A 12,943-nucleotide genomic window follows, 5' to 3' on the forward strand; every position below is an offset into this window, starting at 1 on the left:
GGGCCGCACGCGGTAGAGTGGAGGCGCCAAGTCGCGGCCGACATTCGAGGAGCGTGCATGTTACCGGTGGGCGGTCCCAGCCTGGACGATGACAAGCGGCGGGAGCTCGGCGCCGCGTTCCTGTCCGGCGGCGAACACTACGACGCCGTCCGTCCCGGCTACCCGGCCGATTCCGTCACCTGGCTGACGGAGGGCCTGGTTCGCCGCGGGGCGGCGCTCGACGTCGGTGCCGGCACGGGCAAGTTCACCGCCCGGCTGCTGGAACAGGGGTGGGACGTGACGGCGCTGGACCCGTCCGCCGACATGCTCGCCCAGCTGCACGCGAACCATCCGGACGTGCAGGTGATCGTCGGCGCGACCGAATCCATCGAGCTGCCCGATGGCTGCATGGACCTGGCCACGGTGGCGCAGGCCTGGCATTGGTGCGACCCGCTCAGGGCCAGCACCGAGCTGGCGCGTGTGCTGCGTCCGGGCGGGACACTCGGCCTGGTCTGGAACCAGCTGGACGTCACGGTTCCGTGGGTGCACCGGCTGGCGCGCATCATGCATGCCGGGGACGTGCACAACCCGGGATTCCGCCCGGCGGTGGGGCCGGAGTTCACCGGCCTGGTCAACCATGAGACGCACTGGGCCCAGCCGGTCACGCCGGAGGACCTGCTGGAGCTCGTGAAGTCGCGCAGCTACTACCTGCACGCCCCGGACGCGATCCGGGCGAAGGTGCTGGGCAACCTGGGCTGGTACCTGTTCGAGCATCTGGGCCACGCCCCGGGCGAGTCGCTTGACCTGCCGTATTTCACGAGCACCTGGCGCGCCCGCTCCGTGCGTTGATTCTTCGCCAAGTGCGGGTGTGGGAGCCCCACACCCGCCGTTATCGAGGACTCAATGAATCCACCTGGACACTGCCATCATGTACAAGGCCATCGACAAGGGCACCTGCCCGCGGCTAGAATTTCGGTACGCCTAAATATCTGATTTAGGGATCACGAAGGAGTGGGCCGATGCTGGACGTTGCGAGCACCCGGACAACGGGACGCCGCGGCGACAAGTCACGCCTGCTCTACCTTCTCGGCCCGGCGTTCGTGGCCGCCATCGCGTACGTTGATCCCGGCAACGTCGCGGCCAACCTCACCTCCGGCGCGAAGTTCGGCTACCTGCTCGTCTGGGTCCTCGTCGCGGCCAACCTCATGGCCATGGTCGTCCAATACCAGTCCGCGAAACTCGGCGTCGTCACGGGCAAGTCGCTGCCGGAGCTGCTCGGCGAACGCCTCGGCACCTCGTCGCGCCGGCTGTTCTGGGCGCAGGCGGAAGTCGTGGCCATCGCCACCGACGTGGCCGAGGTGGTCGGCGGCGCCATCGCCTTGAACCTGCTGTTCGGCCTGCCCCTTCCCGTGGCCGGATTGATCGTCGGCGTGGTGTCCATGGTCATGCTGGCCGTGCAGAACGCCCGGGGGCAGCGGCGCTTCGAATCCCTGATCATGTTCCTGCTGCTCATCATCACGGTGGGGTTCCTGGCCGGGCTGGTCCTGAGCCCGCCCGACCCGGCCGGCGTCGTCGGCGGCCTGGCACCCCGCTTCCAGGGCGGCGAGAGCATCCTGCTGGCCGCCGGCATGCTCGGCGCGACGGTCATGCCGCACGCCATCTACCTGCACTCGGCGCTGGCCCGCGACAGGCACACCACCGCGCGGTCGACGCCGCAATACCTCGCCCACATTGTGAAGGCCACCCGGTGGGACGTGGTGATCGCGCTGGCCGTGGCCGGCGTCGTAAACCTCGGCATGCTGCTGCTGGCCGCCTCGACACTGGCCGGCGCGGCGGGCACCGGCAGCATCGAGGGCGCGCACGCGGCCATCGTCGCCGCGCTGGGCCCGACCATCGGCGTCGTCTTCGCCGTCGGACTGCTGGCCTCCGGGCTGGCCTCCACCTCCGTGGGCTGCTACGCGGGCGCCACCATCATGAGCGGCCTGCTGAAGGTCCGCATCCCACTGCTGGCACGCCGAGCGGTCAGCCTCATCCCGGCGCTCCTCCTGCTCGGCGCCGGCGTCGACCCCACGTGGGCGCTGATCATCAGCCAGGTCGTGCTCAGCTTCGGCATCCCGCTGGCGTTGGTCCCGCTGCTGCGCCTGACGTCCGACAAGGCCCTCATGGGCGTCCACCGCGACGGCCTGCCGCTCCGCATCGCGGCCCTCGCCAGCGTCGTGCTCATCATCGCGTTGAACGCGGTATTGCTATGGCTGACATTCACCGGCACGGCGTAGCGCTGCCGCTCGCGGACCAACCCTCCTGTTCCCACCGCATTCGATAGAGTTGACGCCGTGAAGCAGATCCCGGCCTCGTCCAGCGTCGAAGACTATGTGAAGGTCATCTACGGCTACACCGAATGGCAGGACAAGCCCATCACGTCCTCGCAGCTGGCCACCCGGCTGGGCGTGGCGAACTCGTCCGTCTCCGAGATGGTGCGCAAGCTCAAGGACCTGGGCCTGGTGGACCACCAGCCGTACAGCGCCATCCGCTTGACCGAGGCGGGTCTGGCCCTCGCCCTGTCCATGGTCCGCCGGCACCGCCTGCTGGAGACCTACCTGGTCCAGGAACTCGGTTACGCGTGGGACCAGGTGCACGACGAGGCCGAGCAACTGGAACACGCGGTGTCCGCCACGTTCATCGACCGCATGGCCACCAAGCTCGGCAACCCGACCCGCGACCCGCACGGCGACCCCATCCCCGACGCGTCGGGCCACATCACCATGCCGCCGTCGCACCCGCTCGGCGACCTGGATCCGGGGCATCGCGGACGCATCAGCCGCATCTCCGACCACGACCCGGCCCTGCTGCGCTACCTTGGCGCGCACGGCATCGGCGTCGGCACACCGGTGACGGTGGTGGGCCGGCGCCCGTTCGGCGGCCCGCTCGAGGTCTTGTCGGGGGCCGACGACGCCGGCATCGACCTGAGCGACGAGGTGGTCGCCGCGCTGTGGGTCGCCTCCACGGGGGCGCACGACGGCTGCACCGTACCGGACCGCGCCGGCGGCACACTCATGGCCGGGCACCCGGCGGCGCAGCCGTAGGAAGCGAGCGGCAGCCGTAGGAAGCGAGCGCTAGCCTCAGGACGCGAGCGCTAGCCTCGAGACTCGAGACGCAGCACGACCACGGCCGCCGCATAACCCACGGAGGCGACGGCCAGGATCAAGGCCAGTACGGGGTGCCCGGCCACGGCCAGCGCCAGGGCGGCCGCGAGGAACAAGGCCAGCGACGTGACCGTCACCAGGGCCCGGGACAGGCGACGCGATGCCTTGGGCGCCAGGAACAGGCCCCACAACACGACGACGACCGCCGGGACGCCGATGCCCAGCACCACGTTCCAGGGCGCGTCCCGGCTGAATCCCCAGAAGCAGAACGCGGCCAGCATGGCCACCTCGAGCAGGAATCCCACGGTCAGCACCGCCCCGGACGTCGCCGCCCCGACGGCACGCGGCACCACGGCGGGCTCTGCGCTGCGTCGCCCCATGCCCGCTACGCTTCCGCCGATTCGGCCCGGCGTTGGCGCAGGATGTAGCGTTGCACCTTGCCACTGGGCGTCTTGGGCAATTCGGGCACGAAGTGGACGCGGCGCGGGTAGGCGTGCGCGGCCAACCGGGTCTTGACGAGTTGTTGCAGCTCGGCGACGAGGTCGTCGCCGGCGGGCGTGCCCTCGCTGACCACGACATACGCCTCCAGCACCTCGCCGCGGATCGCGTCCGGGGCACCGATGACCGCGGCCTCCATGACGGCGGGGTGCGTGACAAGCACGGACTCGACGTCGAAGGGCCCGATCCGGTACCCGGACATGATGATGACGTCGTCATCGCGGGACGAGAAGTAGATGAACCCGTCGTCGTCCCGGCGTCCGGCGTCGCCGGTCAGGTACCAGGTGCCGTCGGGGGTGTAGCGCTGCGCGGTTTTCTCGGGTGCATCCGCGTAGCCGTGGAACCAGAAGAATGGGCTGGCGGCCACGTTGATGGCGACACGGCCGTCCTCGCCCGCGTTGGCGGGCGTGTCGGCATTGTCGGAGAGCACGTCAACGGACCAGCCGGGCAGCGAGACGCCCATGGATCCGTGGCGCAACGGCGCCTGCAGGTCGGCCCGCCACGCATTGCCGGCCACCATGCCGTGTTCGGTCTGGCCGTAGTGGTCGCGCACCTCAAGTCCCAGCGCCGAACGGCTCCAGTCGATGACGTCCGGGGTCAGGGGTTCCCCGGCGCTGGAGGCGCGGCGGAGCGTGTGGCCCACGCCGTCGGCGGTTCCGGCCCGCAGCGACCGGTACACGGTCGGTGCGGCGGCGAAGTTCGTGACGGCGAACCTGTCCATGACCGCCCACGTGGTGTCCGGGCTGAAGCCGCCGCGCAGCAGAAGGCTCCGCGTCCCCGAGGCCAGGGGGCCCAGGATGGCGAAGTACAGCCCGTAGGCCCAGCCGGGGTCGGCCGCATTCCAGAACACGTCGGTTGGCTGGACGTCGAGCGCGAATTCCTGGTAGCCCACGAACGACGCGACCGCCCGCAACGGGATCGGCACACCCTTCGGCAGGCCCGTGGTCCCGGACGTGAACAACTGCACCAGGGCACCGTCACCACCGACGGCGACGGGCGCGACCGGGGCGGGGGCGCCGCCGTCGTCCGTACCGGAACCGGCCAGCAAATCCGCAAACGACAGGTCGTAGCCTGTGGCCTCGCCGTTGGCGACGATGACCAGCGGGGAGGCGTCGGTGGGCACGTCCCCGGCCGGCATCAGCTTGCGGCGCTGGTCCGCGTCGCAGATGACCAGCCGGGCGCCGCTGGCGGCCAGCCGGTAGCTGATGGCGTCGGCGGCGAACGCCGTGAACAGCGGCACGTCGACGGCCCCCGCGCGCCAGATTCCCAGCAGCGCGACGACCAGGTCCGCCGACTTGCCCATGAGCGTGGCGACGGCGTCGCCGGGCTTCACCCCCAGCCCCACCAGCGCCGCGGCGAGGCGTTCCGAGCGGTCCCGCAACGTCCCGAACGTGATGTCGGCGTGGCTCAGATCGGCCTCGATGACCGTGAACGCGATCGCCTCGGCCGGGTGCCGGTCGCACAGCAGCTCCGCGGCGCACGCCGTGCGTGAGCCGAAGGTGTCCACCAGTTCCCGGACACGATCCTGGACATTCATGGTTGCTCCCTTGGTGCTGCGTTTGACGCCGGGTGGGGGCCGATCAGCCCTCGCAGTCCTTGCAGTACAACAGGCCGTCCTTCTCGCGCGCGACCTGGCTGCGGTGCCGGACCAGGAAACAGGACGCACAGGTGAACTCGTCCTCCTGTGCCGGGATGACCTGGACCACCAGCTCCTCGTTGGACAGGTCCGCGCCGGGCAGGTCCATGCCCTCGGCCGTGTCCGCGTCCTCGACGTCAATATGCGCCGTCTGGGCACCGCCGCGCTGAACCTGGAGCGCGTTCAGCGACTCTGTCTCGTGGTCTTCGTCTTTGTTGCGCGGTGCGTCGTAATCCGTTGCCATGCGGGTTCTCAAACTCCTGAAATGCTTGTGGCGTTGGCCGTGTTGTTTTGGCGGGGTATTTCAGCGCCCCATCCTAGCCCGTCAAAGCCGGTTTTGCTCCCAAATATTCCCGCAATCTTTGCGACCCGTCCCCGTCGGGCGGTAAAACGCCGCCGACTGGCGGTCCCCCCGCGAATTCGGGACCGGGACGGCACCCGCGTGTGGGCGGAATCACCCGTCACACCGGCGTCAGGAAGGCTTCTTGTGAGGCTCGACGGCGGGACGGCCCGCACGCCGCCGGCGTCCCAGGCCCCCGCACCGGGCACGGACGCCTTATAGTCTGGTGTCACCATGCAGACAATCTTCTTGCCCCGTCTGGGGCCCCGCCCGGGGCCCGGTCGCAGGCCCTGCCCGGTCTGGCCGGATCGCGCGGCATGACTGTCTCCACGAAGGCGTTCCAGCATTGGCTGCGCCAGGCGGGCGGCGACATCGGCACGGCCGAGCTCGCCCGGTTGACGGGCATCAAGAAGTCGACGCTCGCCCAGCAACTGGTGCGCGGGCGTGTCGCCGTGGGGACGGTGGTGGCCGCCAGCCGGGCGATCGGCGTGGATCCGCGCCGCGCGCTGTCCGGGTTCGACCAGTTCGGCGATCTGGCCCTGGTCCCGCCCATGCCGACGGAGGCCGAGGTGCTCAGCCAGGTGGCCGACTCGGACCTGCTCCAGGAGATCATCAACCGCCGGGCGGCCGCCGAGGGGCATGTCGCGCGGCCGAATTTCCCGCTGTCCCCCACCCCGCACCCGTCCTCCGTGCGGTGTTGGCTCGATGCCGTCGGTCCGGCCGACCTGCGCCAGCGACTGGCCCGGGACAGCGGCGTGGCCCCGCAAAACCTGTCAACACAAGTCAGCGCCAACCGGCTGACACCGGAGCTGGCCCTGCAGGCCGCACGGATCGCCGGGGTCGGCCTGGCCAATGGGCTCGCGGCCACCGGCCTGTTCACGCTCGAGGAGGCCGGGTGGCCGGCACTCGCCCGGGAGGCGGCGTTGGGGTCGGTGGCCAACAGTACACTTGTAGAGACTGCGGTGGAACGGCTCGAGATGTTGGGCAAGACCCTTCGACGCGTTGAACAAGACATCGAAACGCAACAAGCTGTTTGGGAGAACCTCGCATGACCATCGTGCTCCAGTGGACCGCACTCGCCGTCTGTTTCGGCGCCCTGGTCTGGCGGCTGCCCTCGGCGATCAAGGGCCGCAATGTGAGCATGTTCTGGTGCATGGCGCTGCTGACGGTCGCCGTGGGCCTGAGCATCCCCGACATCTACGTGCCGGCGGACAAGCTGCTGGGCGGGGTTAACATCGCCAACCTGCTGTTGCGGCTGGTGCTGCTCGTGCTCTTGTTCATCCTGGCCGGAAAGATTGCCGCCGCCTACAAGTCGCCCGTGGGCGTCCGGATGATTCGCGGCCCCGTGGGCCTGGCCGTCGTCGCCGTGCTGGCGGCGGGCATCCTGGTCGCGTTCTTCAGTACGCCGACGCCCGAGTCAAGCACCGGGCTGAACATGTACCTTCACGAACCGGGGATCATGGTCTACGCCGCCCTGGGGCGTGTGTACCAGGCCTATGTGGCGGCCTGCCTGGTGGTGCCGACGTTCCGGGGCGGACTCCGGTCCCGGCTGGCCGTCGACAGGGCGGCCGCGCTGTGCCTGTCGGTCGGCTTCTTACTCATGGCGCTGCTGCTGCCCATGCAGGTGCTCCGGCTGGCCACGGGCACCCCGGCCTATGTCGTCTCGTACCTGTCCATCCTGTGCGTCGCCGTTGGCCTGGCCCTCGTATGGGTGTCGTATTTGCGGCGGCCTGTGACGCGCTAACTGCCACCCGTTACGGACATATCGCGACAGGTGTTCACAAATGCATTATTTCCTGCAATACTAATGAATGTGTGAACGACGGCGGGGGGAGCCGTCACGCACGCTCATTGGGGGTGAGTGGTGGCCATGCCTGTCTGGCCACCACTCAAGTCTTTAACTCCACTTACTGGACTAACGCCGGGGGCGGCCCACCGCACTCAGGTCGCGTACAACCCGTCCAGCCAGGCCCGCCACGCGGCGCCCGCCGCCTCCCCGTCGGCACCCGGGGCAAACAAGTGGACGGTCATGCCGACGACGGAGCCGAACGCGTTGCGCCCGAAGAACCGGTACATCGCCGTGGGGGTCCGGAGTCCAAGGAAACTCGTCGCCAGGTAGTCCACGATCGCCTCCTCGGCGGGCACGCCGGCCACGGCCAGGTGCAGCGACTGGCCCACGGACGCGACGCCCAATTCCCGCTTGACGGCCTCGAACGCATCCGCCGCGCCCGACGAGTCCGGCCCCTGCACGTCGGCGAAGACGGCGTCCGCGCCGGCGAAGAACTTCACGTACTGGCCCAGCGTGTGCTGGTAGAAGTCCGTGTGCTGGCGGGCGCCATCGTAGTTGCGGTCCCAGTCCTCGAAGAACACGCCACTGTGGACGTAGTGCACACCCGTCTTGCCGCCGGCCCGTTCGTCCAGCTGGTAGTCGAGGTCGTTGAAGAAACCGCCCTCGCCGTCCACGTGGTTGGCAAACCTATGCGGCGGTTCCCACACCGTGACGGTGCTGCCGAACGGGCCGGTGCCGCCGCGTCGCGGCTCGATCTCCATCGGCCACAGCCAGCCGGCGTTGCGCCGTGTGACCGCATCGAAAACCTGCTCCGGGGTGCCGTCGACCTCGGTCTCGGCGACGATCCTGAATTCCTTGGCCATGATGCCCTCTCGTTGCCACACGGTTCATCTTCCACCCTGTCATGCCCGGATCGGATTCTGAACCCCTGCTCACGCTATCGTCGGGGCGGGCTCCACTGGTACGGCGTCGTTGTGGTCAGCGCGATGAACCCGAGCCGCGCCAGGATGGGGGCGCTGTCAGCGGACGCGTCGACCTGCAGGTACTTCACGCCGCGCGCCGCCGCGACCTCGGCCCGGGCGGCGACGAGCGCCCGGTAGAGGCCCCGGCCGCGCCACGCCGCCAGGGTCGAGCCGCCCCACAGGCCGGCAAAATCGGTGCCCGGCAGGATGACGAGGCGGGCAGCGGATACCACCTCGCCCCCGGCCTCGGCCGTGAACACGAGGACGTGCGCGGGGTCCGCGGCCGCCTCGGCCTGCATTTCCCGGGCGGTCGGCCCGTGGTCGGCACCCCACACCTCGGCCTGCAGGGCCGTGATCCGCCCGAAATCGGCAAGCTCGACCACCTGCCGGATGCTCACGCCGTCGGGCAGGCCGGCCGCCGTGCCGTCGGCGCCGACCAGGGCCTGCACGGGCGCGACCATGACCGTCTCGGGGGCGCCGGCGACGAAGCCGGCCGCCACCAGCCGGTCCGGGAGGTCCGCCGGCGCGTCGTGCGAGCGGGTCTTCCACTCCACGGGTTCGCCGCGCGCGGCGAAGAAGTCTCGGTGCTCGGCAATCAGTGCGTCCAGCGCGTCCCCGTGGACGCCGACGTCGGGGCCGGTCTCGATGAATCCCTCGTGCCGGCCACTCACCCGCAGGACGGGCCCGAGCAGCTCGTGCACCTCCCCGGGCGGGGGCGCGACGGGAACATGACGGCGCAGTTGGACGTCGTAGGCGGCCAGGAGCGGGGATGCGGTGTCAACCATCGGCCCATCCTACGGCCCGCCCGGCACGTATCCTTGAAGGACGATGGAAAGCAATGACTACACGGGCCGGCCCGCCGGGACAGGGGCGCGATCCCCACGCGGCGGGAGTGGCCGGCGCCCGTTGAGCCGCCGCGAGGCCGCCCAGGCACTGGACATCCCACTGGAGATGGCGACCCGGCACGGCCTGCCCGCCAGGCTCAGCGCGGCCGAACTGGCCGAATTGGAACGGAATCCGCCGGCCTGGCTGGCCCAGTCCCGGGCGAACCGCACCGGCAAGCGCCCCGTCTGGGTTGAATTGCGCTGCTACATCTGCGACTTCCACGAGACCGCGCGGCCGAAGAAATGGTGGCCCGAGTTCGACCTCGTGGTGTGTGAGTTCCACGACACGTCCGCGCTGCCGGGTCCGGCCGCTGGCTGGCGGCGGAGCGAGTTCGACGGCGTCGGCAGCCGTTTCCGCGGCATTGTGGACACCCTGGATCCATAAGAGACCCATAAGGCCATTCCCGAATGCTGAGCCCCGGCCGATCTGCGCAGCATAGGCCCCCCAACGACGCGCAGAAGGGCCTGCTGCGCACGATACGTCCCCCTATCCTGCGCAGGACGGCGCACAAAAGGGCCCGCCCCACGCCGCTTGAGCGTGGAACGGGCCCCATAGGGGTGTGGAGATGGGGAGAATTGAACTCCCGTCCGGTGTCGTGTTGCCAGGTCTTCTCCGGGCGCAGTTTGCTGTGGTTTTTCTCAGCCCCATCCATCACGCAAACATGTGGTTGCCGGGCTCAGCCATAAAAGAGTCCCTCAAGCCGTTATGACGAAGACTTGAAGCAGTGGCCCTCTAGATGACGCCAGGATCCGGGGCGAAGGCGTCCCCGGGCTGACGGACTGTCTTACTGCTTAGGCAGCAAGAGCGAAGTCAGTGCGCTTAGAATTGGCACTTATTGGTTTACAGAGAGCGTTTACGAGATAACCCTGTATCCTCGGCCCGCTTCCCCTGTCTCGACTAACACCGTCGAAACCGATCATCCCCTATTTTTTTGTCAAACAGGCCCGCCGGGTGTTGTACCCGCCGGACTATCAAGCATAGCGCATCCGGGCTCACTTTTGTTCCCGCAGCAGCCCGCCGGCGGCCTTCTGTTCGAGCACGACGACCGCGGCAGCATCGACCTTCGCCGCGAACGCCGGGTCGGCGCGGGCCGCGGCCAGAGCGCCCTGGTACATGGCGGCCACGAGCAATTCGTCCGTGCACAGCGCCATGGTCCCGCCGGCGCCGATGAACTGCACGGCCCGCTGCGCCACGGGCACCGGGGAGACCTGCACGGCGTCGCAGATGTCGTCGCTGACGACGACCCCGCCGAAGCCCAGGTCGCCGCGCACCATGCCGGTGATGACCACCGGGGAGAACGGCGCGATGCGTTGGGCGTCGATGCGCGGATAGTAGGCGTTGGAGATCATGAGCCAGTTCACGCCGGCGTCAACGGCGTCCCGGAACGGCTGGAGGTACGGGTCGGTGCGGGTGGTGATGTCGTCGGTGACGCCGGCGGCGGTGTCCGTGTTGGCCGTGACACGACCCAACCCGGGGAAATGCTTGGCCGTGGGTTGCACGCCGGCGGCCAGCATGCCGCGCGCGAATGCCAGGCCGTGCACTGACACGTCGGTCGGCGTGAACCCGTATTCGCGCCCGTACAGCCCGATCGGCGCGTTGCTCGGCGCAAAGGCCGGGCCCGGCACGGTGTCCAGGACCGGCGCCAGGTTCACGTTCACGCCGGCGGTGGCCAGCTGCTGCCCCCAGGCCGTGGCCTCGGCCTGCAGCGTGGCGGGGTCCTGCTGCCCCTGTTGGATGGCCTGCGGGATGACGGAGAACCCGGGCCCGCTCATGACCTGCACCAGCCCGCCCTCCTGGTCGGTGGCCACGAACGGCAGCGCGCCGGCGGTGGCATCGACATGGGCGGTGAGGTCGGCCACGACGCCCCCGATCCCGGCCGTCCCGGCACTGCTGCGCCCCTTCAGGAACACGTTCCCGATGTGCAGGCGCTCCAGCGCGTACAGCGTGTTCGCATCCGCCCCGGTGACCGGCGACGCCACCATGAACAGCTGCCCCACCCGCTGCTCGAGCGGCATCCGCGCCAAGGTCCGGTGCGCCGCATCGGGCGGGGCCTGTGATGTGCCCGGTGGGGTGGTTGCCGGGGCGGACGACGGCGGCGCGTGCGTTGCGCTGGGAGGCGGCGTCGTCGTCGTTCGCGTTGCCGACGGCGTGGCCGGCGCCCCGCTGGTCGGCGTGGCGGTGCCGGCGCGGGGCGCGGCGAGCGAGCCGGTGACGGCCAGGGCGATGACAAGGACGAGCGCCGCCCCGATGGCCCCGATGACCCACCAGTGCCGCCGCCGCATGCCCTCGCCTCCCCGTGCCGGGTGCCCCTGCGCCCAGCCTAGTCGCGCAGGTGCAGGTGGGCCTCGTTGAGGGCGTCCATTTCCTCGTCGCTCATCTCGTCCAGCACCGTGCGCTCGCGCTTGTCGGTGCGGGAGAAGCGGACGAACAGCAGGATGAGCACGGGCAGGTCGACGATTTCCGCGACGAACCACAGCCAGTCGCCGGCGATCTGCTGGTCGCGCAGCGGCGACGGGAACCAGCCCGGGTGCGGCCCGGCGATGGCCGCGGCGCCGTCGAGGATGTGCCCGTTGAGGCGCAACAGGATGCCGGGCAGCGCGTCGGCCAGCAACTCGATGAACGCGAACACGAACTCCAGCATGATGAACGCGGTGCCGAGGAGCAGCTTGTCCTCGGTCAGCGGCAGCACCATGAGCAGCCCGAGCAGCGGGATGGCCAGCGTCAGCATGCCCTCGAACCCGGCGCCCAGGCGGGTGATGCCGGCCAGCGGCGTGAGCATCATCGACAGGATGACCACCCCGACGATGGGCGACACGGCCGAATTGGAGAACAACTTCATCGGCCGGCGGGCCATGGCGGCCAGCACGGTGCGCAGGCGGCCGGGCCGCATGGTCAGCCGGGCCAGGCCGAGCGGCAGGCCCAGCGCCATCCCGGCCGGGACGACGAACAGCATCATGACGATCCGGATGGAGAACGCCCACCGCAATTGCGGCGAATACGTCCCCAGGAAGCCGAAGTTCACGAACGCGTAGCTGCCCAGGCCCAGGCCGTAGAACGCCAGCACCCGCCACCACGGCCAGGACTGGCCGGCCCGCGCCGCCCGCACCAGGCCGAGCCCGTACAGGGCGCCGGCGGCGACGATGAGCGCCAGGGCCCACGGGTCCAGGGACCAGGAACCGAGGAATTCGCCGAGCGGTGGCATCTAGCCGCGGTTCTTCTCACGCATGACGCGCAGCGCCTCGCGGTTGTCCTGCTTCTCGCGCAGCGCCTGCCGCTTGTCGTAGTCCTTCTTGCCGCGGGCGATCGCAATCTCCACCTTGGCCCGGCCGTCCAGGAAGTACAGTTGCAGCGGCACGATCGTGAACCCGGATTCGCGGGTCTTGTGCGAGATCTTGTTCAGCTCGTCCCGGTGCAGCAACAGTTTGCGCCGGCGACGCGCCGTGTGATTCGTCCAGCTGCCGTTGAGGTATTCGGGAATGTAGACGGCCTCAAGCCACAACTCGTCGCTGTAGAACGTGGCGAACCCGTCCACCAGGGACGCCCGGCCCTCGCGCAGCGACTTGACCTCGGTGCCCATGAGGACCAGCCCGGCCTCGTAGGTGTCCATGATGTGGTAGTCATGCCGGGCCTTGCGATTGGTGGCCACAACCTTCAGGCCACTTTCCTTGGGCACGGCGGCGCTCCTTCATGATTCGATCGACGGACGATCCA

14 protein-coding genes and 1 other RNA gene are annotated in these 12,943 nt (G+C 69.5%); 6 read left to right on the forward strand and 9 right to left on the reverse strand.

Translation table 11 applies throughout. The features are described from left to right. Window positions 1-57 precede the first annotated feature (57 nt). From EJC77_RS00330 to EJC77_RS00340, 3 genes are all read left to right on the forward strand, one after another. Window positions 58-828 (forward strand): class I SAM-dependent methyltransferase, encoded by a 771-nt coding sequence (locus EJC77_RS00330; RefSeq protein ID WP_125609578.1) that lies wholly within the window; start codon window positions 58-60, stop codon window positions 826-828. A gap of 170 nt (window positions 829-998) precedes the next feature. Beyond that, window positions 999-2,255 carry an Nramp family divalent metal transporter gene (locus EJC77_RS00335; protein ID WP_125609579.1) on the forward strand — a complete coding sequence of 419 codons (1,257 nt, stop codon included), beginning with the start codon at window positions 999-1,001 and terminating at the stop codon, window positions 2,253-2,255. Window positions 2,256-2,312: 57 nt separating this feature from the next. After that, window positions 2,313-3,062 carry a metal-dependent transcriptional regulator gene (locus EJC77_RS00340; RefSeq protein ID WP_125609580.1) on the forward strand — a complete coding sequence of 250 codons (750 nt, stop codon included), beginning with the start codon at window positions 2,313-2,315 and terminating at the stop codon, window positions 3,060-3,062. 50 nt (window positions 3,063-3,112) lie between these two features. Here EJC77_RS00340 and EJC77_RS00345 read toward each other — a convergent pair whose 3' ends face one another. Genes EJC77_RS00345 through EJC77_RS00355 form a run of 3 tightly spaced genes read right to left on the reverse strand, consistent with a single transcriptional unit; the run spans window position 3,113 to window position 5,500 of the window. Then, the gene (locus EJC77_RS00345) at window positions 3,113-3,502 is read right to left on the reverse strand and encodes a YrdB family protein (protein ID WP_125609581.1); all 390 of its coding nucleotides are present in this window, start codon (window positions 3,500-3,502) and stop codon (window positions 3,113-3,115) included. Between the two features lie 5 nt (window positions 3,503-3,507). Beyond that, complete coding sequence (locus EJC77_RS00350) at window positions 3,508-5,157, reverse strand: AMP-binding protein (RefSeq protein WP_125609582.1); 1,650 nt, start codon at window positions 5,155-5,157, stop codon at window positions 3,508-3,510. A 43-nt stretch (window positions 5,158-5,200) separates the two neighbouring features. Continuing rightward, the gene (locus tag EJC77_RS00355) at window positions 5,201-5,500 is read right to left on the reverse strand and encodes a DUF4193 domain-containing protein (RefSeq protein ID WP_125609583.1); all 300 of its coding nucleotides are present in this window, start codon (window positions 5,498-5,500) and stop codon (window positions 5,201-5,203) included. Window positions 5,501-5,913: 413 nt separating this feature from the next. On the opposite strand from EJC77_RS00355, the gene EJC77_RS00360 reads away from it, so the two are divergent. Next, window positions 5,914-6,648 (forward strand): hypothetical protein, encoded by a 735-nt coding sequence (locus EJC77_RS00360; protein WP_125609584.1) that lies wholly within the window; start codon window positions 5,914-5,916, stop codon window positions 6,646-6,648. Further along, window positions 6,645-7,340 (forward strand): hypothetical protein, encoded by a 696-nt coding sequence (locus EJC77_RS00365; protein WP_125609585.1) that lies wholly within the window; start codon window positions 6,645-6,647, stop codon window positions 7,338-7,340. Before EJC77_RS00360 ends, EJC77_RS00365 begins: the two co-directional genes overlap by 4 nt. A 197-nt stretch (window positions 7,341-7,537) precedes the next feature. Here the strand turns inward: EJC77_RS00365 and EJC77_RS00370 are convergent, their stop codons facing one another. Beyond that, a complete protein-coding gene (locus tag EJC77_RS00370) occupies window positions 7,538-8,248 on the reverse strand; it encodes an SRPBCC family protein (RefSeq protein ID WP_125609647.1) in 711 nt (236 codons plus the stop codon). Between the two features lie 74 nt (window positions 8,249-8,322). Then, the gene (locus EJC77_RS00375; protein ID WP_125609586.1) at window positions 8,323-9,132 is read right to left on the reverse strand and encodes a GNAT family N-acetyltransferase; all 810 of its coding nucleotides are present in this window, start codon (window positions 9,130-9,132) and stop codon (window positions 8,323-8,325) included. Window positions 9,133-9,298: 166 nt separating this feature from the next. Between EJC77_RS00375 and EJC77_RS00380 the strand changes: the two genes are divergently transcribed. Beyond that, window positions 9,299-9,616 (forward strand): hypothetical protein, encoded by a 318-nt coding sequence (locus tag EJC77_RS00380; protein WP_125609648.1) that lies wholly within the window; start codon window positions 9,299-9,301, stop codon window positions 9,614-9,616. 173 nt (window positions 9,617-9,789) lie between these two features. Here the strand turns inward: EJC77_RS00380 and ssrA are convergent. The 4 genes from ssrA to smpB all read right to left on the reverse strand — a co-directional run bounded on the left by ssrA (window position 9,790) and on the right by smpB (window position 12,905). Continuing rightward, window positions 9,790-10,156: a transfer-messenger RNA gene (gene ssrA / locus EJC77_RS00385) on the reverse strand. Window positions 10,157-10,224: 68 nt separating this feature from the next. Then, complete coding sequence (locus tag EJC77_RS00390) at window positions 10,225-11,514, reverse strand: glycoside hydrolase family 3 N-terminal domain-containing protein (RefSeq protein WP_125609587.1); 1,290 nt, start codon at window positions 11,512-11,514, stop codon at window positions 10,225-10,227. 38 nt (window positions 11,515-11,552) lie between these two features. After that, the gene (locus EJC77_RS00395; protein WP_125609588.1) at window positions 11,553-12,434 is read right to left on the reverse strand and encodes a cytochrome c oxidase assembly protein; all 882 of its coding nucleotides are present in this window, start codon (window positions 12,432-12,434) and stop codon (window positions 11,553-11,555) included. Next, entirely contained in the window at window positions 12,435-12,905 is a 471-nt protein-coding gene (gene smpB, locus EJC77_RS00400) for an SsrA-binding protein SmpB (protein ID WP_125609589.1), read from the reverse strand. Between the last annotated feature and the right edge of the window lie 38 nt (window positions 12,906-12,943).

It is taken from the genome of Specibacter cremeus, from assembly GCF_003946885.1.
Lineage (GTDB): Bacteria > Actinomycetota > Actinomycetes > Actinomycetales > Micrococcaceae > Specibacter > Specibacter cremeus.

Bases quoted from the DNA above. Each gene is read 5' to 3' on its own strand.
- EJC77_RS00330 (WP_125609578.1), top strand. From the start codon at position 58: ATGTTACCGGTGGGCGGTCCCAGCCTGGACGATGACAAGCGGCGGGAG.
- EJC77_RS00365 (WP_125609585.1), top strand. From the start codon at position 6,645: ATGACCATCGTGCTCCAGTGGACCGCACTCGCCGTCTGTTTCGGCGCC.
- EJC77_RS00350 (WP_125609582.1), bottom strand. From the start codon at position 5,157: ATGAATGTCCAGGATCGTGTCCGGGAACTGGTGGACACCTTCGGCTCA.
- EJC77_RS00355 (WP_125609583.1), bottom strand. From the start codon at position 5,500: ATGGCAACGGATTACGACGCACCGCGCAACAAAGACGAAGACCACGAG.
- EJC77_RS00390 (WP_125609587.1), bottom strand. From the start codon at position 11,514: ATGCGGCGGCGGCACTGGTGGGTCATCGGGGCCATCGGGGCGGCGCTC.
- EJC77_RS00360 (WP_125609584.1), top strand. From the start codon at position 5,914: ATGACTGTCTCCACGAAGGCGTTCCAGCATTGGCTGCGCCAGGCGGGC.
- EJC77_RS00345 (WP_125609581.1), bottom strand. From the start codon at position 3,502: ATGGGGCGACGCAGCGCAGAGCCCGCCGTGGTGCCGCGTGCCGTCGGG.
- EJC77_RS00375 (WP_125609586.1), bottom strand. From the start codon at position 9,132: ATGGTTGACACCGCATCCCCGCTCCTGGCCGCCTACGACGTCCAACTG.
- EJC77_RS00335 (WP_125609579.1), top strand. From the start codon at position 999: ATGCTGGACGTTGCGAGCACCCGGACAACGGGACGCCGCGGCGACAAG.
- EJC77_RS00380 (WP_125609648.1), top strand. From the start codon at position 9,299: ATGGCGACCCGGCACGGCCTGCCCGCCAGGCTCAGCGCGGCCGAACTG.
- EJC77_RS00395 (WP_125609588.1), bottom strand. From the start codon at position 12,434: ATGCCACCGCTCGGCGAATTCCTCGGTTCCTGGTCCCTGGACCCGTGG.
- EJC77_RS00370 (WP_125609647.1), bottom strand. From the start codon at position 8,248: ATGGCCAAGGAATTCAGGATCGTCGCCGAGACCGAGGTCGACGGCACC.